Source organism: Clostridium sp. AM25-23AC (assembly GCF_003435125.1).
GTDB lineage: Bacteria > Bacillota > Clostridia > Lachnospirales > Lachnospiraceae > Pilosibacter > Pilosibacter fragilis.
In genome coordinates, this window is sequence record NZ_QWGI01000016.1 from 2038 (window position 1) to 23296 (window position 21259).

Here is a 21259-nt window from a genome sequence, read left to right on the forward strand (position 1 = left end):
CTCATCACTGAAGTAACGAGAATGCGGTGCGTGTTTTTCAACCTGTCAAGCGTATGGTTATCGAGGACTTTATCCTGAAGCATCGCATATTGAGTTATTTTCCCGTTCATGTATCGTTTTCCAAAGCGGTGTATAGTCAACCATGATCCGTCCTCCTACGGACAATCATAGCGAATGTTTTCACAAATCCATATTGTGTATACAAAAACAGAGGGGAACACATTTACAAAGAAAATTGCCAGACAGTCTATGTTGTCCGTTATCATTTCAATGAAGATGCAAAGGAAACAATGCAGGAGAAGATTAAACGGATGCCGGTTACAGAAGCAAGCCGAATGGCAGTGTACTAAAATTTGGTGGATGTAATTGAAGAAAAAATATGATATCATGTGAGTAACAAGTCGGAATTTGGAGGTAAAAAGCATGATGAAGCTCGATAATTTTATTAATATGATGACGGGACACTTTAATAACAAAGAGCAGTTTGATAATATGCAGAGAGAAGGGAAAACATATCCTTATGCAGAACACATTAATACAATCTGTAATGAGAAAATTTTGAATCTTCCTAAAGATTTTAATGGTAAATTTGTTGTTGAAGAAAGCTACTATGAGACAAATGGTAAACGCCATGCTTCCCCACATCTTTTCCTTATTACAGAGAAAGAAGATGGAATTGTGTTGTATTCTTATGAAATACCAGAAGGAGAAGATAAAAGTACGTTTTCATATGATTCTATGAAAAATGCTGACTACACTGAATTGAAAAAATCTGAAAAATTCACTCCGGCGCTCTATCATGAAAAAGATGGAATCTGGGAAGGAGGCAGTACAAGCCAGTTTTCACCGGTAATGACATTTAAGCTTTGGGAAAAGTTTTCTGATAGTTGTCTGGAGGTATCTGAAAGCATGGAAGTTAATGGAAAGAAAACTTTTGGATATGATGAACCAATTATCTATAAGCGAGTATAATCCAAGAATGAAATGTTGCGATAAATTTCAAATTTATGGAGGCATATATTATGAGAGTAATCATTTCAATCATTCTAATGGTAATTGCAGCGTTGGTCGGTTTTTTCTTTGGTGCTGGAATGAACGAAGCAATGGGTGGAGCAATACTACTTTCAATGATTACAGGTTTTGCTTGCACTATTAATGCTATTGAAAAGAACAAGAAGGACTGACAACTCCCTGTTTTGAGAATTGAGAAAATCGATACTTGTAGATGGAGGTAATCAAAATGAAAGAATATCAATATTTGATTGGAAAAATTATTGTCGCAGTGGCAATTATAGTTGCCGCAATCATTATAGCGCAGGCTATTGGTGGAGCTGGAGAAAGTATCCGTAGTAGCTTGTTGCAATTAAGGGATGCTCTTCGATAACTTCCAGTTTGCCGAGGCCAAAAGGTTAAAACAGAATATCGCGGAGGCAATGGCATGAATAAACTATACGATTTATTAAAATATATTATCTATGCAAGTTTCTACATGATTGTGATTAAAACGGGTATGGATTTCTATGGGTATAAGCGCTTTCCGAAACTATACGAATCGTATTCTGCACCGTGGTATACAGAAGCATTACTGTATATCGCTGCCTCGCTTTTCGTGATTGTCGTATGTTTTGTGCTCAGAGTAATCATTGGACGAAAGATGAAGAAGAGGTGAGCTATATGTTTATGCTGTTTGGGTTTATGTTTCCGATTATCTTCGTAATGGTTTTTGGCATGATCATCTTCCAGTTTGTGACAGGAATCGGAACATGGCATAAAAACAATCAGTCACCGCGTTTGTCAATGAGTGCAACCATCGTCGCAAAGCGTGAAAATATCACACATCATAGCCATGCAAATGCGGGTGACCTGTCTGGAACGCATGGCTACCATTCGACTTCAAGTACCAGCTACTATGTCACGTTTCAGGTAGAGAGCGGTGACCGGATGGAACTGCCGGTTTCTGGCAGAGAATACGGAATGCTGGCGGAAGGCGACATTGGGAAACATACGTTTCAGGGAACGAGATATCTGTCATTTGAGCGCGTGTGATTCTGGAGGTGATAGTGTGAAAGAAAATAGACCAGGAGGTGACAAACTATAAACAGTCAAGAGAATTTTGAACCTTTTTTGAATTGTAAAAATGGTAACTTTAATAAGCCATCTGAATACATCGTATTTCAGATGGGAGAAATTAGTATGAATCCAATAGAGATTAACGAAGTTTCTGTGCATTAAAGTCGATATCTTGCCTCTCCAATGCATAGATGACTCTAAATAAGCCTTTTGACCATATGAGTAATGGCTAACTCGATGTGGTTTGCTTTCTCCGCGTTTCTTGGCATAGTAAGTTGCAAATGTCATGTCAAAGCGGATTAACGGTAGTTTTCACTTTACACGGAAATAAAGTACGAAATTAGCCTTTTTCATCAAAAAAATTTTTTTACTTTTTCATTTATATGTCAATCTTCGCGCAGCCTTACAACGTTCCGCGCCGACCGTCTGCGTTCTTCTTCCTGAGCCGCATAATGTTTTCTTGTCGTATTGACATCATTATGGCCTAAGACGGAGGCAACGAGGTAGATATCGCCTGTTTCACGATAAAGGCTGGTACCGTAGGTGCTGCGGAGCTTATGCGGGGTAATCTTTTTCAGCGGTGTGACAAGTTTCGCGTATTTTTTTACGAGATTTTCCACGCTGCGCACATTGATCCGTTTTCGCTGCATGGAGAGAAAAAGGGCGTCCTCATTTCCAGGGACGGCATCGATCATTTCGCGCTCGTCCAGATAGTCTTCCAGCACGTCGCGGACTTCGTCGCTGAAATAGATCACGGATTCCTTGCCGCCTTTCCGGTAGACTCTGGCACCGCAGGTATCTAGGTCGATGTCATTGATATTTAATCCAACGCATTCGGAGACGCGGATGCCGGTTCCCAGAAGGAGTGACATCATGGCAAGATCCCGAACTTTTGTTCGCTCATGGTAAAGTTTCTGCTTCTCAGTCAGTTTATCACCTTCCTCGACCTCATCGAGCAGCTTTGCCACCTCATCGATCTCCAGACGGATAATTTCCTTTTCGTGGAGCTTCGGCATGCGCACGAGAGCGGCGGGGTTCTTCTCGATCAGCTCATTTCGGAAGAAATAACTGTAAAAGCTGCGGAGAGAAGAGACCTTTCGCATGAGTCCACGTTCTGTATTGACAACGTCTTCACAGGTATCGCTGGGATGACACTTCAGATAATCAATATATTCTTCGAGATCTGATACCGTCAATTTTTCAAGATCACCCGGCGTAAGAGTATGTGCAGGATTATCAAAAGTTCTGGGATTTGCAGTTTTTAAGAACTGAAAAAAGATTTTCAGGTCATGTGCATACGCGATCCTGGTCCTTACAGAGGTACTTGCTTCAATTCCACGGAAGAAATCCGTGCAGAAATAGGGGAGTTCTTTCTGAAGTTCCCGGAGCTTTTTTGTATTTTCTATATTCTTCTGTTCATGGTAGGAGAGTGTGGCCATCAGAATTCCTCCTTTTTATTCTTGCTTTCACGGTCATTTTCATGGCAAATTTCATCCATTCCGATATTCCCAGAATTCCACCCTTCAATATTTCCGGAAATTACCGCATGAAACAGCCGTTCCTTAATTCCCGGATTTTCTTTATTTAACTGACTGGTTAAATTCTTAACATACTCGCGTTTCGTATGTCCATCCGCAGGGCATGGATTTTTGCACACCGGAAGATTATATTTATTCTTAAATCCGATCACATCCGCCTCAGAGACATACATGAGAGGGCGGATCACCGTAAGTTCTGTGCGGTCCAAAAATGTCTTTGGTGGAAACGTATAAAAACGTCCTTCGAACATCAAAGACAACAGCATCGTCTCAATAATATCATCCTTATGATGCGCGTAAGCGATCTTATTGCATCCGGCGGCCTTTGCCTCAAGATTTAGGGCTCCTTTGCGCATTTTCGCACACAGAGAGCATGGATTGGACTCTTTACGGGTCTCAAAAACGATTTTTCCGATCTCGGTGGGGATTATCGTGAGAGGAACCTGAAAGCCGTCGCAAAAGGTCTTTATACCGCTAAAATCCTGAATTCCGAATCCGAGATCGACTGTGAATGCATGAAGCGTAAAATGTTTCGGGTAAAAGCGCTGCAGTTCATGGAGCGCATAGAGAAGAGCCAGGCTGTCCTTGCCGCCGGAGACACCGACAGCAATATGGTCCTGATCATCGATGAGAGCATAATCATCAACAGCCTGACGAACCAGGCTTAAAAGTCTTTGTAATTTCATTAGAAAACCTCATTTCATGGAAAACATGGTAGATGACCGGAATTTTGCCATAACTATTCGATAAACTGTTCTTTCACGAATAGTTGGAAATCTATCCATATCATACTCTATTCCATCCCCAATGTCAATATTCCGGCTTTCAAAACAAAAAATGCCATAATATATTGTCGATGTAGGTAAACATGTCACAAAGATGTAGGACACTTATCACAATCACATGGAAATCCCGCTTTTCTACTATTTTTTCGGAATTATAATTCCTGCCTTTTTATTTGCAAACATGTCAGTCCTCCTCGTATCCTAATATAAAAATAATGCCGCATTATGCCAGTGCTAATAATACGACATTATCTTTCAATACCCCATATGAAAATTTTATGATTTAATAGACGTCGTTCCATTTGCCGAATATGATCGTCCGTATTAATATTAGAATTACTGCTTACTGCACGACATATTGCATCAATCAATGTAATACAACCGGTATAACAGGGAAAATAACTTCCTGAGTTTGTATCACTTTGAAATACGACATCCGCATAAGGGTATGCTGGTGATAAAACCGTATCAGTAATCAAGGCAATCGGTCTTTATGCCAAACAAAGGCAAACTACTTCTATTAGATTTCCCAAAGCTTTTATTATTAAACACATTTACGCTATAATAGGAATTATTCAATATTACTTTTTTTCTCCAGGACATAATTATCATTATCACCGGTTAGCGGATCGCTGCCTATGGTAATCAATGGTATGCTGTTGGTTTGCCATTTTTCATAGATAGCTTTAAAATTCTGTGTTTTGATTAATAAATCCTGCTTATTATCCTCTGAAGTATGTATCGAATCATATGGCAGTTCCTGTGTCTCTAATATTTCTTTCTGGCCCTTCTGATTAAAGGAAAATATTTCAAAATGGTAATTTCCTATGCCATTCCATATCTCAGGTGTATACTGTAGGATATAGTTTTTATGGTCAACAACAGTTAAATAGTACCAACGCCATCCAGCATGGTTATCAGAGGCATGGTCTTTATATATTACAATAGGATTGCCATCTATTATAGCATATATTTCCAATGTGATTTCCAAGGCATCCTGGCTTATAACAAGTAACTCATCATTACCATCATGTGTTAAATCTACCATAAGAGTTCCTGCAATATTCTCTTCGGGATAACGTGATAAAATATCCTCGAAAAAATTATATTGGTTATTTTTCGTGGCAATAAGAAAACACCCTAATCCCAAAAGTATCATACATATAAAAATCAAAATCTCAAACTTTGTTTTTTTCATTTTTCCCTCTTGCTGTGAAGTTCAAAGTTATGTTTAATTTATACTAAATAATTGGTGAAGCCATTATTGATATCATCTACCGTATAGGTTTTAGATTCCCCCGCCTTTTGATCTGCAAAAGAGGTGGATGAATAGGCAGACAAGAGGAATAGTGTCATGCTGCAGAGTACCAGAAATCTTTTTTTCATAGAGTGCTCTCCTTTTCATTGTTTAGTATGTCTCGTTACTTAGTGTGCAGTGCTAGTTATCTACATGGGACATATCCATTGGAATCATCTCCTTTTCAATATTCGTTAATCCTTTTGTTTTCATATGTTATATGAAACAAACTTTCCTATTCACATTCATATGTTACTGCCATATAGCTCTTTGCCACAGAAACCATGTTTTTACGGATTTATTCATCATAGCGACCTCCTTATCCGGGAGGCATCCATCTTAATGGGGCTTTATTAATTATATTTTTCAGGAACTGATCCAACTCAAAATCTATCGATTTGTCCATGACATATTTTGGTCTGTTCACCGTAATGTTCTCCCCGCAAAAAATAATATTATATTGGTATGTTTCCATTGATATAATGGCTCCTTTGTCCCGACCATTTGGGTGGAGTGATTGAGAATACAGGTTTCTTTTTTCTGTCATTAAACAGGATTGTAAATTCTTCAATCTTTTGCTGACCTGTTATTCTCTTTTTATAAGGTGGGGACACGAGTATGATCCCGGCGATTTTTTCTGCGTTTAAATTATCAAGCCTAGTTATTTTTCCAAAAAATATTACGCCCATGGTTATCAGCACGAAAATGATATATCTTATTTTAATTTTCTCCTTGCCCATACTGCCTCCTGTCTTGGTGCAGTCCGCGTTACTCTTTCCTTTTTTTTGAATTATATTATCAAATTGTACTGTTTTCAATACACTTCTTCATATCTTCATAATTCGTAATATATTGTTTCTATTTTAGTTAATTATCTGTAATTTTTTCTCTTATAAGCATCCAAAAAATTTTCCTTTCAATCCACTCCCGCCATATTTTCTTCAGCGTATCCAATTATCAGCGCAGAACTGCCTCCTCGATTCAATTTTTATTAATTCTTTTTCTTCACTTTCGTTATCGGCAACTCATATCGGGCATCCGGCATATAGGAAACTGCCGATTTTACCGGCGTCACAAACAGACGATCCCGCTGTAATCAGATTTATATCCTTCACCTCCGATTCAATATATCATATTTAGTATAACATTTAATTTTTGTACATAGAAAAGAAGGAAAAGCGGATTATATCAAAGTATCTATTTCTGGGAAAAAACCAATGTAGCGGCGAGCGCTTTCCTAGTTAGTAAAACAAAAGCTGTGTGAGCCCTTATAAACCAGTACTTTGGAGATGGTTCATTTTTCGCTGAAGAAAACTATTTAAAAATTACACTGATGAACGTTGGTGCAATATTCCATCCTACGCCATTACTTCTTAATTTTGCAAGATTCGATGTTCTTTTAGAGAGGAAAAATGGAACATTAACGGTTTACCTACTTGGTGACGACTTTGTGACATATTTACCTATATATGACGACTTTGTGATAACCCGACCTACATATTACGGCTTTGTGATATATTGTACACAAAAAATGTAGATAGTACTTTACACAAAGAAATCAAAAATTGCCGTAAGCACTAGGTTTCTTCATTACGACATTGTGATAAGTTTACCTACATTGACAGCTTTCAAAACAAAAATGCCATAATATATCTATCATTCATTTATTCAGCACACTAAATCTAAATAAAGCAAGCACCTTCTCTCCAGCCGCATTCCAGTCTTTCTAGACCCCTGATGTGCTGTAAAGAAGGTGCTGCACATGATCCGCACAAAAATGTTCATCACAATCATAAAATCAATTTCATACAGATTCATACAGATCAAATTATTTAAAATTACTTTTTCGTCCCCAGAACCAGACAAATCGGTTAATTCCCAGAACTACATTCCATTAATCCAGCAGATTTCTATAATACGGCCAGTTCGCGTTCATCACGCCAATTGTGACATTGTTCGCGGAACCCGTCTCATGGACACACTGGATCTGTCCGTTTGAGGTAAATCCGAGGAACATGATAACATGCGGCGTGGATCCCGTGATTACCACGATATCGCCCGGCTTCAAATCCTGACGTCTTACCTGCCGTCCAAGAGTCCTTAAGCCCTCTGTGCCCTCATACGGCAGATGCGTTCCTGTGACGGACCAGTATACCCAGTTGACCCATCCGGAGCAGTCGAGTCCCTTTAAGATACGTCCCTTGTGGTCCGGGATCGTGACGGAACCGAAATTGTTGCCAGTATAATTCTGGGCGCTGGCCTTTCCACCCCAGTAATACGGAACTTTTCCGACAGATTGAAGGGCATACCGGATAATATTCTTTCTCGTCTCTGAAGTATCTTTTGGAAGCCTGCTCATGTAGGAGTCAATCTCCGTCGTTGAGAGCGGCGCTCTCGTGCCCTCCACGACTACGTTGAGCCCATATGTCTCTGTCCAGTCCTGACGGTTGATATGGCTCACAAAAGCAGTCATTCTCCTGTTCCAGCCTTCCCAGCCGGTTCCATCCGCGGATACGGACTCCGTCTCTCCCACAGTGTTTCCTGCGTCATCGACACTGTAAAGATTTGAATTTTCGTTGAGTGTGCGGATAGTCGCTGAGATCTTCAGATCGATATGTCCGGGACAGATCAGTGCATGGGATGCAGCCGCCGTATGGACGCTATATCCGTTGGCAGCGCTCTCCTCCACTTCGGCTGCCTGTTCCAGACCACCGGTTTCACTGCCTGCTTCACTTCCTGCCGCCGTTTCCGGCTCTAAAAGGAATGTCTCCGCATTCTGCTCTTCCGCTGCCGCCCGGACAGCATAACCGGAATATTCATGGTCCGCTTCTTCATTGCTGCCGACTCGGATGACCTTCACTGAAGTCTCTTCCGTTCCTTCCGTGGAAGGAGCAGTGGTTTCGCGAACCGTCTCCTCTTTCGTTGTCGGTGCTGCAGTCGTTGAAGCTTCCGCCTCCGGAACTTTCGTGGCTGCCTCGGTCTTATCCTCCATGCGGATGATCGTCGCTTTCTTTGTGGTCTCCTGTATCACGCTCTCAGCCGTCTCAGCCAGGGAATCCAGGGCGCTTGTAGTGGACTCTTTCGTCGTGGCACCTTCTGTATGGTTTGCAGCCGACGGAGGAACTGTCGTTGTTTCAGCCACCATGGACGTATGTGCGGAGGAATCCTGGGCGGAACCTGATGCGGAGGAACCATCACCGTGGCTCTCGCCGTTTACAGAAACCGTATCTCCGGCCTGGTCGATGACCTCATCGCCTGCGTCTGTCCGGATCTCCGTGTCGATATTTCGTCCGGATACAAAGGTATCCTCGCCTTCCAGCTCGGAATCTCCCTCTTCCGCAGACGCGTTCGGATCCACGCAGCCGTCGCAGTAATAGACATTTCCAAGGGATGCCTGGTAGGAATGGGACTTCGTCCAGAGGTCATTCACATAGGTGCGGATCGTGTCAAGATCCGTGATCCCGTTATAAAACGCATAAACACTTGCCATGGAAAGAATATCCTGGGCATTTGACACTGCGGACGTGACCTCGCCGTCGCCGTTGTAAAACGTAACCTTGACATTCTTAAAATGCTCCACATACCAGGAAGCCGGATTGTTCTTATCATGAGTCTTCGAGGTCGGGTTATACTGTCCGAGAACAGAGGACGCCTTGCGGCCAAAGGACGGGGCAAGCTTTGCCGGAGCTTTGTTTGCCATGTCATAGATCGCGGCAAACCACTTGGAGTCCTTCTGGATTAATTCTTTCATCAGGATCTCCGCATAGCTGGTTTCCGATCCCTCCTCGTACATGTTCGAAAAGTTTAATTTATATGGAGCCGGTGCATCCGGATCGATCTCCGCTGTGGTCTCATCCGTCGTATTTTCTGTAGGATCCTCGAGAATATCGACGGTCTCCGGCTCATAGATCCGCTCCGTGCTGGTCTCCGCCGGGGCGATCACCGGAATATAGGGAAGCATGGCGGAAAACGCGATACAGGTACATAAAACCATCGCTAAAAGCGGTCTCGCATTCTGACTGCCTGTCACCCAGTGCATGCAGTCCGCGGCGATCTTCTCCACCTGCTCGCGGATCTTTTCTTTATCAAAAGGTAATTTATGAAAATCTAAATGGTCGTTCAACTTCATTTTCGAGCGTACATCTCCTGCATTATGTAAATATAACGGAGTTAGTATAACATATAGGGGAAGGAAAATTTGTTAAGATTTCTTTAATTTTCCCCATGGAAACAGGCGCGGATTGACTTTCCAGCCATTTAATACTATAATCGTAACAAATTGGCTCGTGCAGTCGTCAGGGGGGGATACAGGAATGTCCCGTAAGCTTGCTTACAGGAATTTTTCTGCGTCCCTTCTGAATATTAAGAAGATCCTGCAAGGTTCAAAAGACAGCATGACGCCGCATTAAACATAGTCTAATATTACATAACGAAAAACTGGAGATGAAAATATATGTGTGGAATTATCGGATACTGCGGTCCTTTAGACGCGCAGACAGTACTGCTCAATGGTCTCACCCAGCTTGAGTACCGCGGTTACGACAGCGCGGGAATCGCTTTATTTGACGAGAACTCAAAAATCCACTTTATCAAAAAAGTCGGAAAAGTTGCTGCCTTGCGCAAAGTATGCGAGGAAGATCCCATCGTTTCCCATTGCGGAATCGGCCACACCCGCTGGGCGACCCACGGCGGCGTGACAAGTGAGAATGCCCATCCGCATGTGGCAGGAAAAGTGACGATGATCCATAACGGCATCATCGAGAACTACCATGCCCTGACAGCAAAATACCACCTGGAGGGAAAGCTCCATTCCCAGACAGACACGGAAGTTGCCGCTGCGACCTTAAACGAGATCTACAACGGTGACCCGTTCTCCTCCATCCATGAGTTCTTAAGACAGCTGGAAGGTTCCTACGCCTTCTGTATCATGTTTGAGGACCGCCCGGGTGAAGTTTATGCAGTGAGAAACGTAAGCCCGCTTGTAGCCGCTTACACAGCTTCCGGAGCCATGATCGCCTCTGACCTGACGGCTCTTCTTCCGTACTCAAAAAAATACTTTGTTGTCCCGGAAGGAAAGATCGTACAGCTCACTGCCTACCACGCGAGCCTCTACGAGCTTGACGGTACAAAGGTGGAGCCGGAGATACTGGAGGCATCCTGGAACACGGACGCAGCCATGAAGAACGGCTTCCCGCATTTCATGATGAAGGAGATCCACGAGCAGCCGGAAGTATTAAAAAAGACGATTCTTCCGCGCCTCACAAAAGGTCTTCCGGACCTCTCCGATGAGAAGATCCCGGATGAGCTCTTAAAGCGGATCACAAATATTCGTGTCATCGCCTGCGGAACTGCCATGCATGCGGGAATGGTGGCGAGAGCCCTCATTGAGCCGCGCCTCAGAATTCCGGTGACCGTGTCCATCGCCTCTGAGTTCCGCTACGAGGAGCCGCTGATCGATGACTCGACCCTCACCATCGTGATCTCCCAGTCCGGCGAGACCATCGATACCCTGGCGGCACTCCGACTCGCAAGGGAATGCGGTTCCACTGTAATTTCAGTTGTAAACGTAAAGGGATCCACGATCGCCCGCGAGAGCGACTACGTGATCTATACCCATGGAGGCCCTGAGATCGCCGTGGCGAGCACAAAAGCCTACACGGTACAGATCGCTGCCCTCTATCTTCTCTTCTGCCGCATGGCACTTGTACGCGGCGTATACACGGAGGAACATGCAGAGCAGTTCATGAGTGATCTCTTAAACTGCGCTTCCGCCATGGAGACCATGATCCGCGATGAGAATACGATCAATGAGATCGTCACCCACATCGTGAATTACCCGGATGTGTTCTTTATCGGCCGCGGCATGGACTACGCGTTCTCCTTGGAAGGCGCGTTAAAGTTAAAGGAGATCTCCTACATCCACGCGGAGGCTTACGCAGCAGGTGAATTAAAGCACGGAACTATCGCCCTGATCACAGACCACGTTCCGGTGATCGCTATTGCGACTCAGAAACACATCTTCGCAAAGACCATCTCCAATATCCGTGAGGTGAAGGCGAGAGGTGCTTATGTGGTGCTTCTTGTAACGGAAGATACCGCTGTCGACGAGGGAATCGCCGATGTGATCATCCGGATCCCGAAGGAAGATGATAAATTCACCGTATTCCCGATCGCCGTTGTCCTCCAGCTCATCGCCTACTACGCTTCCGTCCAGAAAGGCCTCGATGTGGATCAGCCGAGAAATCTTGCGAAATCTGTGACGGTGGAATAAAAAAAGCTATCATATTCAACATTATTAGGCCAGTGCCTCAAAGCGCTGGCCCTTTTTACATACGTTGGTATAATTTCAGACAATAAAACAGGGTAGAAAACAGCTTTGATTCTGCTTCCTGCCCCGTCTTCATATCACTTATTTCTTATAACCTTTCTTGATCTCCACAAAATCCTGGATCATCTTCACAACTCCGTCATAACCGATCTTGCTGCTGTTCATGCAGAGATCGTAGCTCTTGGAATCGCCCCAGCGCTTACTGGAATAATAGTTATAGTAACTGGCACGTTTTTTATCGGTCTTGATCATGACATCCTTCGCCTGGGACTCAGAAATCTTATGGCGTTCCATCAAAGTCCTGATCTTCACGTCCTCGTTGGCTGTAATAAATACGGATACCACGTTCGGATAATCAGCCAGCGCGTAGTCAGCACAGCGTCCGATAATTACGCAGGATTCCTTGTCCGCAAGGTTTTTGATCGTATCAAACTGCGCAAGGAAGATCTTGTGGTTGATCGGCATATCCATATATGCAGAGTTCGTATATCCAAGGGAATATGTATCCATTACCAGGGAATATAAGAAACTGCTCGTCGGCTTCTCGTCGTGGGTCTCAAACAGCTCTTTACAGAGACCGCTCTCTTTTGCGGCCAGATTCAGGAGCTCTTTGTCATAACATTTTACACCGAGTTTTTCTGCTAATGCCTGCCCGATATGTCTTCCTCCGCTTCCGCATTCTCTTCCGATCGTAATAATAAGGTTATCACTCATATGCCACAGCTCCTTTCTGTCACCAAGCCTTCTGATAGCTATATTATACAAAAATTGCAGTCAATATGCAAGAGTTATCCCGTAAATTTTCTGAATTTTTGTATCAGTATATGCATAAAGCAGAATAAGTAAGAATGTGCCAAGTCACATTCTCGCGCCGAGCGCGGTCGCTTGCGACAATCCACATCCTCGTGCGAGTGCGCATCATTGGCACGTTTCGAGGATTTTTTTATTACACAAAAAAGCCGGGAAAAATTATCCCGGCAATTTTCTCAAAAGCTCCTCAAAATATTCCGGCAACGGTGCCGAAAACTCCATATACTCCCCCGTCCGCGGATGCACGAACCCTAAAATCCCTGCGTGCAGCGTCTGCCCCTGAAGCTTATACGGGCATTTCGCCGGACCATAAACGGCATCACCCAAGAGCGGATGTCCAATGCTTGCCATATGGACGCGGATCTGGTGCGTTCTACCCGTCTCCAGGCGGCACTCGATATGGGTGAAATCCTTAAACCGTGTGAGCACCTTGTAATGGGTCACTGCGGATTTTCCGTTGTTATAATTGACTGCCATCTTCTTCCGGTCCTTTGGGCTTCTCCCGATAGGTTCGTCGATCACTCCCTCATCGTCCTTCAGGGCTCCGTGAACGATCGCCTGATAACGGCGGGTGATGGAATGCTCCTTGAGCTGTGCCGCTATGGAATTGTGGGCGAGATCATTCTTGCATGCGATGATGACGCCAGTGGTGTCCATATCGATCCTGTGGACGATTCCCGGGCGCAGAACTCCGTTGATCCCGGAGAGGTCTTCCTTACAGTGAAACATCAGCGCATTCACCAATGTCCCCGTATAATGTCCAGCAGCCGGATGAACCACCATCCCCTTCGGCTTATTTACAAGGATCACATCATGGTCCTCATATAAAATATCCAGTGGAATATCCTCCGGCACGATCTCCGGCTCCACAGCCTCCGGCACCTCGAAGGAGATCAGATCCCCCTCAGCCACCTTGTAGCTTGCCTTCACCGGGCGTCCATCTACCATAACTTCCCCTGATTTTAAAAGCTTCTGAAGGAAAGAGCGTGAAAGATTCTCATACTGTTCCGCAAGGAACTTATCGATACGGTCTCCCGCCGTCTCCTCCGTCACAAAATATTCTTCTCTCACTGGTTATTCTCCTTTTTTCGATGAAAGGAAGGAAAGCTCATCTTCCTTATAGAAAAAGCCGATGAGAAGGATCAGAAGTCCGGCCGCGCAGACTACATAACAGTCTGCCACATTAAAGATCGGGAAATCAATGAGGCTGAAGTAGAAGAAATCCACCACAAATCCTCTCACCGCACGGTCGATCAGGTTTCCGACCGCGCCGGAAAGAAGAAGGACCATGGAAATATAGAGCGGCAGATACCGGTTCCCGGAAGGAAGCTTTGCCACAAAAACAAGGACCGCGATCACAACAGCCGCAGCAACCAGGAAGAAAAACCACTGTTTTCCCTGAAGAATTCCAAAGGCAGCTCCCCTGTTTTCCGAGTACAGAAGCTCAAAGACTCCCTTGATCAGCACAAGCGGCCCATTGACCCGCAGCGTGTTGTAAGCCATACTCTTCGCCCACTGGTCCAGAGCGATGAGCAGGGCGGAACATACGGCAAGAATGCCGTAGCGTTTTCCGATGGTATTCATAAAAACTCCTATCTGAAAATAGTTGCCAGGGCGCGCTCCATCTCATCCTTCGTGACGGTGCGGTCGATATAGGCGTGACCCACACGGTCCAGAAGAATAAACTTGATAACGCCGGCTTCCATCTTCTTATCATTTTTTGTCGCAGCGATGACTTCCTCCGGATCAAGGCCGGAAACGGATATCGGGATAGCGAAGTACTCCATCAGTGCCTTGTACACGCTGATCTCATCCTGTTTTACAAGTCCGCGCTCTTTGCAGATATTCATGGCAGCCAGGGCACCGACAGCGACACAGTGGCCGTGAAGCATCGTAAAGTTCTTTAATTTCTCGATGGCATGGCCTAAGGTGTGGCCAAAATTTAATGTCGCGCGCTCATTCTGCTCTGTTGGATCGATCTCAACGACCTCCCGCTTGATGAAATCACTTCCCTGGATCAGAAGCTTTAAGGTGTCCGCATCTTTTGCGAGGATCTTCTCCTTGTTTGTCTTGATCCAGTCAAAATACTCCTTATCGCGGATCAGGCCGTGCTTGATGACCTCTCCCATACCGCCGGAGAACTGATCGTCCGGAAGTGTGCGAAGTACGGACACATTCGTGTATACAAGCTTCGGCATGTGGAAAGCGCCTACCATATTTTTGTAGGAATCAAAGTCTACACCGGTCTTTCCGCCTATTCCGGAGTCCACCTGGGACAACAGTGTTGTCGGGATCTGGACAAAATCCACGCCGCGGAGATAGGTTGCAGCCACAAATCCGCAGAGGTCTCCCGTGACACCGCCACCTAAAGCCACAAGAAGATCCTTTCTGTCATAATGGTTTAAGATCAGGTGCTCGTAAGCGCCCTGGACTGTCTTCAGGTTCTTATTCTCTTCTCCTGCCGGGAACACGTAGGATGTGACCTCACGGCAGCAACCGGAAAGGATCTTTGTCACTTCATCAAGATACAAGTCAGCCACGTTGGAATCCGCGATGATGCAGATCTTTTTCTTCTCAGTGCCCAGCGCGGAGATCTCCTTTGCAAGGGCGTCAAAAGAATCTTCCAGTACGATATCATAAATGGTCTTCCCGTCGAGATGGACAGGGATCCGGTTTACATGTTCTGTGATCATAAGGCTAACCTCCTATTTATAGCGGTACACCACGACAGATGTCCGCCCCTTTTTCGTAAGATTTCCTGGCTCGCCAAACCGGAATTTGCCGATGCCGCGGATCGATAAGATCTCTCCGCCCCGAAGATTCAGCGATACATTCGTGCAGACAGCCCCGTTGACAGAGACCTTCTCGTCTTCGATATATGATGCTGCCCTCGTCCTGGAAAGTCTTCCGCAAAGCGCGATAACAGAATCCAGGCGGACGGAACTCACTGTTCCTGAAATTTCCTCCATCTCTGGCTCCGGAAGCTCAGAAAAATCTGCCGTGATCTCCGTGACAACAGAGGTGTGCCGGATCATCGTGAGATTCTCCGCAAGATATCTGCTCATCTTTTCCATGACAAACGCCCAGGCATTTCCATCCTGCAGGACGATGTCCCCGATCATGGCCCTCTCGATTCCGAGATTCATGATCGCCCCGAGATAGTCTCTGTGGGTGAGCTTCTCCGCGAAGCGCCTGTTTGCGGGAACGATCTTTAAACACACGAAGGGCGGCGCGTAAAGTTCCTCCTCATAGGACGCCAGAAAGCACAAAACCTTTCTTTCAGACATCGGAAAGCCGCCGGAAAGTACGAACTTCACCGGCGGCAGTGTAGCCGACATATTCTGGAAGACAGTCTGTTCTGCGAGCGTCAGAAAATCTGTGTGAAGCGGGATATCGCGGGAGTAAGCGTTTTCTGCCAGTTCCTGGATCCGCTTCCTAAAAAGCTGTTCTTCCTTTTCCATATGGATCCTTAATTAAAGATGGATGTTGAGTCCGGATACGTCTAAGTTTCCTCCGGTAAGAAGATCCTGGAAGTCACCGGACAGCTCAACGGACTGCGGGGTTGCGATAAAAATGTAGTTGGAAATTTTCTGGAGATTTCCGTTCATGGAATATGTGGATCCGGATGTGAAATCGATGATCCGCTGTGCGGTCTCGGTGTGGATTCCCTCCATATTAAGGACTACTGCCTTTCCGGCAAGCAGGTAATCGCAGATCTCCTTTGCGTCATCTAAGGAGGTCGGTTTAATTAAGGAAACTTCCATTCCGCTTCCGCGGCGCATCGGAACAACCTTATTGCTGTTGGTGGTGCGGGGTAAAAATCTTGGCTTCTCCTCCTCATAATCATCGAAATCATCAGCTGTCTGCTTCTTGAAAAGGTTCTTTCTCGCCGGCTTTTCATCCTCATAATCGTCATCTAAGAAGTAATCGTCATCTTCATCGTCGTTCAGACGCATCGTATCCATAATCTTGCCTAAAAAGCTCATATCTAGTTCTCTCCAATCTATCTGGAACCAAAGATTCCGGTTCCTACTCTAATCATGGTTGCACCCTCCTCAACGGCTACCTCGAAGTCACCGGTCATACCCATGGACAGCACACTCATAGTACCATTATCAATGTTTTTATTTTTGATGTCAACATATAATTGATATAATTCTTTAAAATATTTTCGATTTTCTTCTGCATTTTCGACATTTGGTGCAATGGTCATCATTCCCTTTACGCAGACATGGGGAAATGCCTGGATCTCCTTTAAATTCGGAATTACGTCCTCTAAGAACATGCCGAATTTGCTCTCCTCTCTCGCCACATTGACCTCAAGGAGCACATTGGCGATCATATCGCGCTTTGCGGCTTCCTTCTCGATCTTCTCTGCCAGGTGGACGCTGTCACAGGAGTGGATCAGGACCACTTTGTCGATGACTTGTCCGACCTTGTTTGTTTGGAGATGGCCGATCATGTGGAACTTTGCGTCCTCCGGGATCTGCGGGCGCTTCTCCGTGATCTCCTGTACCTTATTCTCGCCGTAGTCGCGCTCTCCCGCCTCATAGGCCTCCATCAACATGGAGACCGGCTTCGTCTTGCTGACGGAGATCAGGGTGACCTCCTTCGGATCTCTTCCCGCGCGAAGGCAGGCTGCGTTCATTCGTTCCCTTACGTTCTTTATATTCTCTGCAACTGACATGATAAAAACCTCCTACTGATAGATGATCATTCCGTTTCCGGTCACGGCGTTGGCATCCAGGACGATGTGGTCGTAGACGGACAGACCATAATCGGTGCCCTTTTTGATGGTGTAATACTCATCATTCGAAGAAAGGATCTCAATCCTTCTGAATACCGCGTATCCACGGTTGATATTGTAGACGCCCTGTACCGTCTGGGTCATTCCGATCTGGTAACGCTCTTCGGAATCGTCCTTTGTAAGGAAATCCCCGGCTTTCAGTTCACTGTTCTCCCCGGCATCCACGTAATAGTATTCATCATCCGCGTAGTAGATCGTGCACGAAGTGATGACACCCACCGTCTTTCCATCCGCGTAGGTCTCCTTGCGGAAGCCGCTTTGGGAGACGGAGGAGGAATCGGAAGAATCCTTCTTTGCGCTCACATAATAATCCTTCGGGATCACATAGAAAGTCACATCGGTGACGGAGCTTCTCGGGATCTTGAGTCCCCGGACTTCATCGGTCACGATCTCAAAATCCACATACCGGTCGGAAACAAACTGTTCCATATATTTAGAAAAATCGAGTTTTCCGTATGTCTTTCCATCTCCGCCTGTCACTGTGGAGAACGCGCCGGAGGTCTCAAGATCCCTGCCGTTAAACTTCACGGCGAGGGAAGTCTTTCCATTATAAGTGGTAAGCTCCTGCTCCGACATCGGGAACACGATGGACCAGTCCTCGGAGGTGATGATCTTGTAGGCCGGTGCCCCGGTCTCCACGAGCTGTCCTGAGCGCACGCTGGATTTCTTGTAGGAACTCTTGTCAAACATATCCGCTGTCACCTGGTTCGGTGTCAGTGTCTCCATGGAATCCACCGAGTAGGACACAATGCCGGACTGATCCGCCCGCACCTGGGTGAAATTTCCGCCCAGTTCAGAGACTGCGCTGTCGAGATTTTTTAAGGTATCAACGCTCACATACTCCAGGACTTCCGCATCCAGGGTGTTTTTCGTATCATAGACCTCCCGGAAATCTTCGTTCGTGAATGTCTGGCTGAAGCTGGACAGCTGCTTTTTTAAGGAAGCGAGGTTTTCCTTTGAGAGGGCTACAGACCCGTCCGTTTTTTCCGCGAGCAGGGCGGAAAGCGTTCCCGTCTCATCAATGGAATAGACTCTCGTACCGACAGCTGCCCTTTTCCCCTCTCTCAGATAAAAGTTGATATTTCCGGCACGGTCCGTGTATTTCGGCTCCTCTGTCCGGAAAATGATTCCGGTGTGCCTCGTATCGTTTACGATACTTCCCTCCACAACTTCATAAAACTCCACCTTGTCCCTGCGAAGGTAGGTATAGAGATAAAATGCCATATATAAGAAAATAAGGGCAAAAATGATCATGCCCACATTGATATTCAGGGGCCGGCGATAACGAACGACTTTCTTGTTCTTTTTCTTCGCCAATTGATAAACCTCCCAACGGTCATATTCCGTAATATGATACCATCATTCGGAAAAAAGTGCAAGCAGACAGACAAAAAACAGAAAAAAAGCCGGTCCCCGGAAAATTCCGAAGACCGGCGAAAATCTGAAATTTCAGCACCTAGTTAAACGAGCAGAGGATTATTTCTCCTCCTCCTTTTTAACCTCGACCGGACGGTTTACACGGCCAGCGATCTCAGCCTTGATGTTTGCGATAAATACGTTGAGATCTTCAGCGCCCTCATCGCCTTTGAAGCGGCTTCTTACGGATACAGTTCCATCTGCCTGCTCCTTCTGGCCGACAACTAACATGTACGGGATCTTCTGCCCCTGTGCCTCACGGATCTTGTAGCCGATCTTCTCAGAACGGAGGTCGATCTCAGCACGGATGTCAGCCGCGTCAAGAGCTGCTTTGACAGATTTTGCGTACTCCTCGTACTTCTCAGAGATCGGGAGAACCTTAACCTGAACCGGTGAAAGCCATGTCGGGAATGCGCCAGCGAAGTGCTCGATCAGGATACCGATGAAACGCTCGATGGAACCGAAGCATACGCGGTGGATCATGATCGGTCTGTGCTTCTCACCGTCAGCGCCGATGTACTCAAGCTCGAAACGCTGCGGAAGCTGGAAGTCAAGCTGGATCGTACCGCACTGCCATGTTCTGCCGATCGCGTCTACCAGATGGAAGTCGATCTTCGGACCGTAGAATGCGCCGTCTCCTTCGTTGATCACATAGTCAAGTCCAAGGTCGTCTAATGCGCCCTGTAAGGAGTTTGTTGCAAGCTCCCAGTCCTCGTCGCTTCCCATGGAGTCTTCCGGTCTTGTGGAGAGCTCTACATGATATTTGAATCCGAACAGGGAATATACCTGGTTGATCAGACCTGCTACGTTCTTGATCTCATCACGGATCTGCTCCGGAGTCATGAAGATATGGGCATCATCCTGTGTGAAACAGCGTACACGCATGAGTCCGTGAAGCTGACCGGATTTCTCATGGCGGTGAACGATACCGAGCTCACCCATACGGAGCGGAAGGTCACGGTAGGAACGCGGCTCGGAAGCGTAAACAAGAACGCCGCCCGGGCAGTTCATCGGTTTGATGGCGTAATCTTCGCCGTCGATGACGGTTGTATACATGTTGTTTTTATAGTGATCCCAGTGACCGGATGTCTCCCAGAGGCTTCTGTTTAAGATGATCGGTGTGGAGATTTCTACATAACCTGCTTTTTTGTGGATCTCGCGCCAGTAGTCAAGCAGTGTGTTCTTTAAGACCATTCCCTTTGGAAGGAAGAACGGGAATCCTGGACCTGCATCGCTCATCATGAAGAGACCGAGCTCTTTGCCGAGCTTTCTGTGGTCACGCTTCTTCGCCTCTTCCATCATGGTAACGTAAGCGTCTAAGTCCTCTTTTTTCGCAAAGGCTGTTGCGTAGATACGGGTCAGCATCTTGTTCTTCTCGCTTCCGCGCCAGTAAGCGCCTGCGATGTTCATGAGCTTGAATGCCTTGCCGACTTCCTTTGTGTTCATGAGGTGCGGACCTGCACAGAGGTCGGTGAACTCACCCTGCTTGTAGAAGCTGATGATGGAATCTTCCGGAAGATCCTCAATGAGCTCTACCTTGTACGGCTCGTTCTTCTCTTTCATAAGGGCGATCGCCTCTGCTCTCGGAAGCTCAAAACGCTCTAACGGGAGAGCTTCCTTGATGATCTTCTTCATCTCAGCCTCGATCTTTGCGAGGTCGTCGGATGTTACCGGTTCATCACGGTCGATATCGTAGTAGAAACCGTCAGCAATGGACGGACCGATGGCAAGCTTTGTCTCCGGCCAGATTCGCTTGATCGCCTGAGCCATTACATGGCTTGCTGTGTGGCGGAGTGCTGCAAGTCCTTCTGGATCCTTTGCTGTGAAGATATTTAAAGTGCAGTCCTTGTCAACGATCGTGCGCAGATCCTTTACTTCTCCGTCGATCTCTGCGACACAGGCCATTCTTGCAAGACCTTCGCTGATGTCTTTTGCGATGTCGATGACAGCCATCGGCTGTGCATACTCTTTAAAAGAGCCGTCTTTTAATGTTACTTTCATGTTCATTCTCCTTTTTCTCTTGGAAAAATTTCGTGCAGCCGAGATATTTTACAGCTGCTTTTTCTCAGTGAAAATCTCACGCGAGCCGTGGCTTGTAATACCGCGTTTTCAGTTTCCTGTGTGAACACAGTCTCTGTTTTGTCACTCGCGCAAACAAGTGAAAACACGCTTCGCGAGTTTCCCCTTGTTATCGCGGCAGTCGCCAAG

Annotated in this window: 21 protein-coding genes; 6 read left to right on the forward strand and 15 right to left on the reverse strand. The window is 46.0% G+C overall.

From position 1 onward, the window contains the following. Nucleotides 1-221 precede the first annotated feature (221 nt). The 5 genes from DW677_RS10625 to DW677_RS10640 all read left to right on the forward strand — a co-directional run bounded on the left by DW677_RS10625 (nucleotide 222) and on the right by DW677_RS10640 (nucleotide 2046). Nucleotides 222-350, forward strand: coding sequence for a transposon-encoded TnpW family protein (locus DW677_RS10625; RefSeq protein WP_242990524.1), 129 nt, complete (start codon nucleotides 222-224; stop codon nucleotides 348-350). A 73-nt stretch (nucleotides 351-423) separates the two neighbouring features. Continuing rightward, nucleotides 424-972 (forward strand): hypothetical protein, encoded by a 549-nt coding sequence (locus DW677_RS10630; protein WP_015554548.1) that lies wholly within the window; start codon nucleotides 424-426, stop codon nucleotides 970-972. Between the two features lie 50 nt (nucleotides 973-1022). Continuing rightward, nucleotides 1023-1184 (forward strand): hypothetical protein, encoded by a 162-nt coding sequence (locus DW677_RS18320; protein ID WP_015554547.1) that lies wholly within the window; start codon nucleotides 1023-1025, stop codon nucleotides 1182-1184. 56 nt (nucleotides 1185-1240) lie between these two features. Next, nucleotides 1241-1384 (forward strand): hypothetical protein, encoded by a 144-nt coding sequence (locus DW677_RS18325; protein WP_015554546.1) that lies wholly within the window; start codon nucleotides 1241-1243, stop codon nucleotides 1382-1384. Nucleotides 1385-1674: 290 nt separating this feature from the next. Beyond that, nucleotides 1675-2046, forward strand: a complete 372-nt coding sequence (locus DW677_RS10640) for a DUF2500 domain-containing protein (RefSeq protein WP_117567194.1) — start codon at nucleotides 1675-1677, stop codon at nucleotides 2044-2046. Between the two features lie 410 nt (nucleotides 2047-2456). Here the strand turns inward: DW677_RS10640 and DW677_RS10650 are convergent, their stop codons facing one another. From DW677_RS10650 to DW677_RS10670, 6 genes are all read right to left on the reverse strand, one after another. Next, complete coding sequence (locus DW677_RS10650) at nucleotides 2457-3509, reverse strand: tyrosine-type recombinase/integrase (RefSeq protein ID WP_015554543.1); 1053 nt, start codon at nucleotides 3507-3509, stop codon at nucleotides 2457-2459. Then, nucleotides 3509-4294, reverse strand: a complete 786-nt coding sequence (locus DW677_RS10655) for an ATP-binding protein (RefSeq protein ID WP_117567195.1) — start codon at nucleotides 4292-4294, stop codon at nucleotides 3509-3511. The genes DW677_RS10650 and DW677_RS10655 overlap by 1 nt, the downstream gene beginning before the upstream one ends. A 670-nt stretch (nucleotides 4295-4964) precedes the next feature. Next, nucleotides 4965-5591 (reverse strand): hypothetical protein, encoded by a 627-nt coding sequence (locus DW677_RS10660; protein ID WP_117470261.1) that lies wholly within the window; start codon nucleotides 5589-5591, stop codon nucleotides 4965-4967. 38 nt (nucleotides 5592-5629) lie between these two features. Beyond that, on the reverse strand, nucleotides 5630-5779 hold the full coding sequence (locus DW677_RS18330) for a hypothetical protein (protein ID WP_158553069.1): 150 nt from the start codon (nucleotides 5777-5779) through the stop codon (nucleotides 5630-5632). A 366-nt stretch (nucleotides 5780-6145) separates the two neighbouring features. Continuing rightward, nucleotides 6146-6430 (reverse strand): hypothetical protein, encoded by a 285-nt coding sequence (locus DW677_RS10665; protein ID WP_117470262.1) that lies wholly within the window; start codon nucleotides 6428-6430, stop codon nucleotides 6146-6148. Between the two features lie 1154 nt (nucleotides 6431-7584). Next, nucleotides 7585-9819 (reverse strand): NlpC/P60 family protein, encoded by a 2235-nt coding sequence (locus DW677_RS10670; RefSeq protein ID WP_117567197.1) that lies wholly within the window; start codon nucleotides 9817-9819, stop codon nucleotides 7585-7587. A 324-nt stretch (nucleotides 9820-10143) separates the two neighbouring features. Between DW677_RS10670 and glmS the strand changes: the two genes are divergently transcribed. After that, nucleotides 10144-11961 carry a glutamine--fructose-6-phosphate transaminase (isomerizing) gene (glmS, locus tag DW677_RS10675; RefSeq protein ID WP_117552609.1) on the forward strand — a complete coding sequence of 606 codons (1818 nt, stop codon included), beginning with the start codon at nucleotides 10144-10146 and terminating at the stop codon, nucleotides 11959-11961. 138 nt (nucleotides 11962-12099) lie between these two features. Here glmS and DW677_RS10680 read toward each other — a convergent pair whose 3' ends face one another. The 9 genes from DW677_RS10680 to thrS form a co-directional block, all read right to left on the reverse strand. Continuing rightward, a complete protein-coding gene (locus DW677_RS10680) occupies nucleotides 12100-12732 on the reverse strand; it encodes a cytidylate kinase-like family protein (protein ID WP_015554533.1) in 633 nt (210 codons plus the stop codon). A 255-nt stretch (nucleotides 12733-12987) separates the two neighbouring features. Then, complete coding sequence (locus DW677_RS10685) at nucleotides 12988-13899, reverse strand: RluA family pseudouridine synthase (protein WP_117504310.1); 912 nt, start codon at nucleotides 13897-13899, stop codon at nucleotides 12988-12990. A 3-nt stretch (nucleotides 13900-13902) separates the two neighbouring features. Continuing rightward, complete coding sequence (lspA, locus tag DW677_RS10690; RefSeq protein ID WP_117567198.1) at nucleotides 13903-14412, reverse strand: signal peptidase II; 510 nt, start codon at nucleotides 14410-14412, stop codon at nucleotides 13903-13905. Between the two features lie 8 nt (nucleotides 14413-14420). Continuing rightward, complete coding sequence (gene aroB, locus DW677_RS10695) at nucleotides 14421-15521, reverse strand: 3-dehydroquinate synthase (RefSeq protein ID WP_117470266.1); 1101 nt, start codon at nucleotides 15519-15521, stop codon at nucleotides 14421-14423. A gap of 12 nt (nucleotides 15522-15533) precedes the next feature. After that, nucleotides 15534-16289: a YlmH/Sll1252 family protein gene (locus DW677_RS10700; protein ID WP_117470267.1), complete on the reverse strand. Its 756-nt coding sequence runs from the start codon at nucleotides 16287-16289 to the stop codon at nucleotides 15534-15536. 12 nt (nucleotides 16290-16301) lie between these two features. Continuing rightward, on the reverse strand, nucleotides 16302-16814 hold the full coding sequence (locus DW677_RS10705) for a cell division protein SepF (RefSeq protein ID WP_015554529.1): 513 nt from the start codon (nucleotides 16812-16814) through the stop codon (nucleotides 16302-16304). Nucleotides 16815-16831: 17 nt separating this feature from the next. Next, entirely contained in the window at nucleotides 16832-17515 is a 684-nt protein-coding gene (locus tag DW677_RS10710) for a YggS family pyridoxal phosphate-dependent enzyme (RefSeq protein WP_015554528.1), read from the reverse strand. 12 nt (nucleotides 17516-17527) lie between these two features. Beyond that, entirely contained in the window at nucleotides 17528-18952 is a 1425-nt protein-coding gene (locus tag DW677_RS10715) for an HlyD family efflux transporter periplasmic adaptor subunit (RefSeq protein WP_117504316.1), read from the reverse strand. A gap of 159 nt (nucleotides 18953-19111) precedes the next feature. Next, on the reverse strand, nucleotides 19112-21052 hold the full coding sequence (gene thrS / locus DW677_RS10720; protein WP_181968341.1) for a threonine--tRNA ligase: 1941 nt from the start codon (nucleotides 21050-21052) through the stop codon (nucleotides 19112-19114). Nucleotides 21053-21259: the final 207 nt, after the last annotated feature.

Coding starts and splice junctions, on each gene's coding strand:
- DW677_RS10630 (WP_015554548.1), top strand. CDS start 424: ATGATGAAGCTCGATAATTTTATTAATATGATGACGGGACACTTTAAT.
- DW677_RS18320 (WP_015554547.1), top strand. CDS start 1,023: ATGAGAGTAATCATTTCAATCATTCTAATGGTAATTGCAGCGTTGGTC.
- DW677_RS18325 (WP_015554546.1), top strand. CDS start 1,241: ATGAAAGAATATCAATATTTGATTGGAAAAATTATTGTCGCAGTGGCA.
- DW677_RS10640 (WP_117567194.1), top strand. CDS start 1,675: ATGTTTATGCTGTTTGGGTTTATGTTTCCGATTATCTTCGTAATGGTT.
- DW677_RS10650 (WP_015554543.1), bottom strand. CDS start 3,509: ATGGCCACACTCTCCTACCATGAACAGAAGAATATAGAAAATACAAAA.
- DW677_RS10655 (WP_117567195.1), bottom strand. CDS start 4,294: ATGAAATTACAAAGACTTTTAAGCCTGGTTCGTCAGGCTGTTGATGAT.
- DW677_RS10660 (WP_117470261.1), bottom strand. CDS start 5,591: ATGAAAAAAACAAAGTTTGAGATTTTGATTTTTATATGTATGATACTT.
- DW677_RS18330 (WP_158553069.1), bottom strand. CDS start 5,779: ATGAAAAAAAGATTTCTGGTACTCTGCAGCATGACACTATTCCTCTTG.
- DW677_RS10665 (WP_117470262.1), bottom strand. CDS start 6,430: ATGGGCAAGGAGAAAATTAAAATAAGATATATCATTTTCGTGCTGATA.
- DW677_RS10670 (WP_117567197.1), bottom strand. CDS start 9,819: ATGAAGTTGAACGACCATTTAGATTTTCATAAATTACCTTTTGATAAA.
- glmS (WP_117552609.1), top strand. CDS start 10,144: ATGTGTGGAATTATCGGATACTGCGGTCCTTTAGACGCGCAGACAGTA.
- DW677_RS10680 (WP_015554533.1), bottom strand. CDS start 12,732: ATGAGTGATAACCTTATTATTACGATCGGAAGAGAATGCGGAAGCGGA.
- lspA (WP_117567198.1), bottom strand. CDS start 14,412: ATGAATACCATCGGAAAACGCTACGGCATTCTTGCCGTATGTTCCGCC.
- aroB (WP_117470266.1), bottom strand. CDS start 15,521: ATGATCACAGAACATGTAAACCGGATCCCTGTCCATCTCGACGGGAAG.
- DW677_RS10700 (WP_117470267.1), bottom strand. CDS start 16,289: ATGGAAAAGGAAGAACAGCTTTTTAGGAAGCGGATCCAGGAACTGGCA.
- DW677_RS10705 (WP_015554529.1), bottom strand. CDS start 16,814: ATGAGCTTTTTAGGCAAGATTATGGATACGATGCGTCTGAACGACGAT.
- DW677_RS10710 (WP_015554528.1), bottom strand. CDS start 17,515: ATGTCAGTTGCAGAGAATATAAAGAACGTAAGGGAACGAATGAACGCA.
- thrS (WP_181968341.1), bottom strand. CDS start 21,052: ATGAAAGTAACATTAAAAGACGGCTCTTTTAAAGAGTATGCACAGCCG.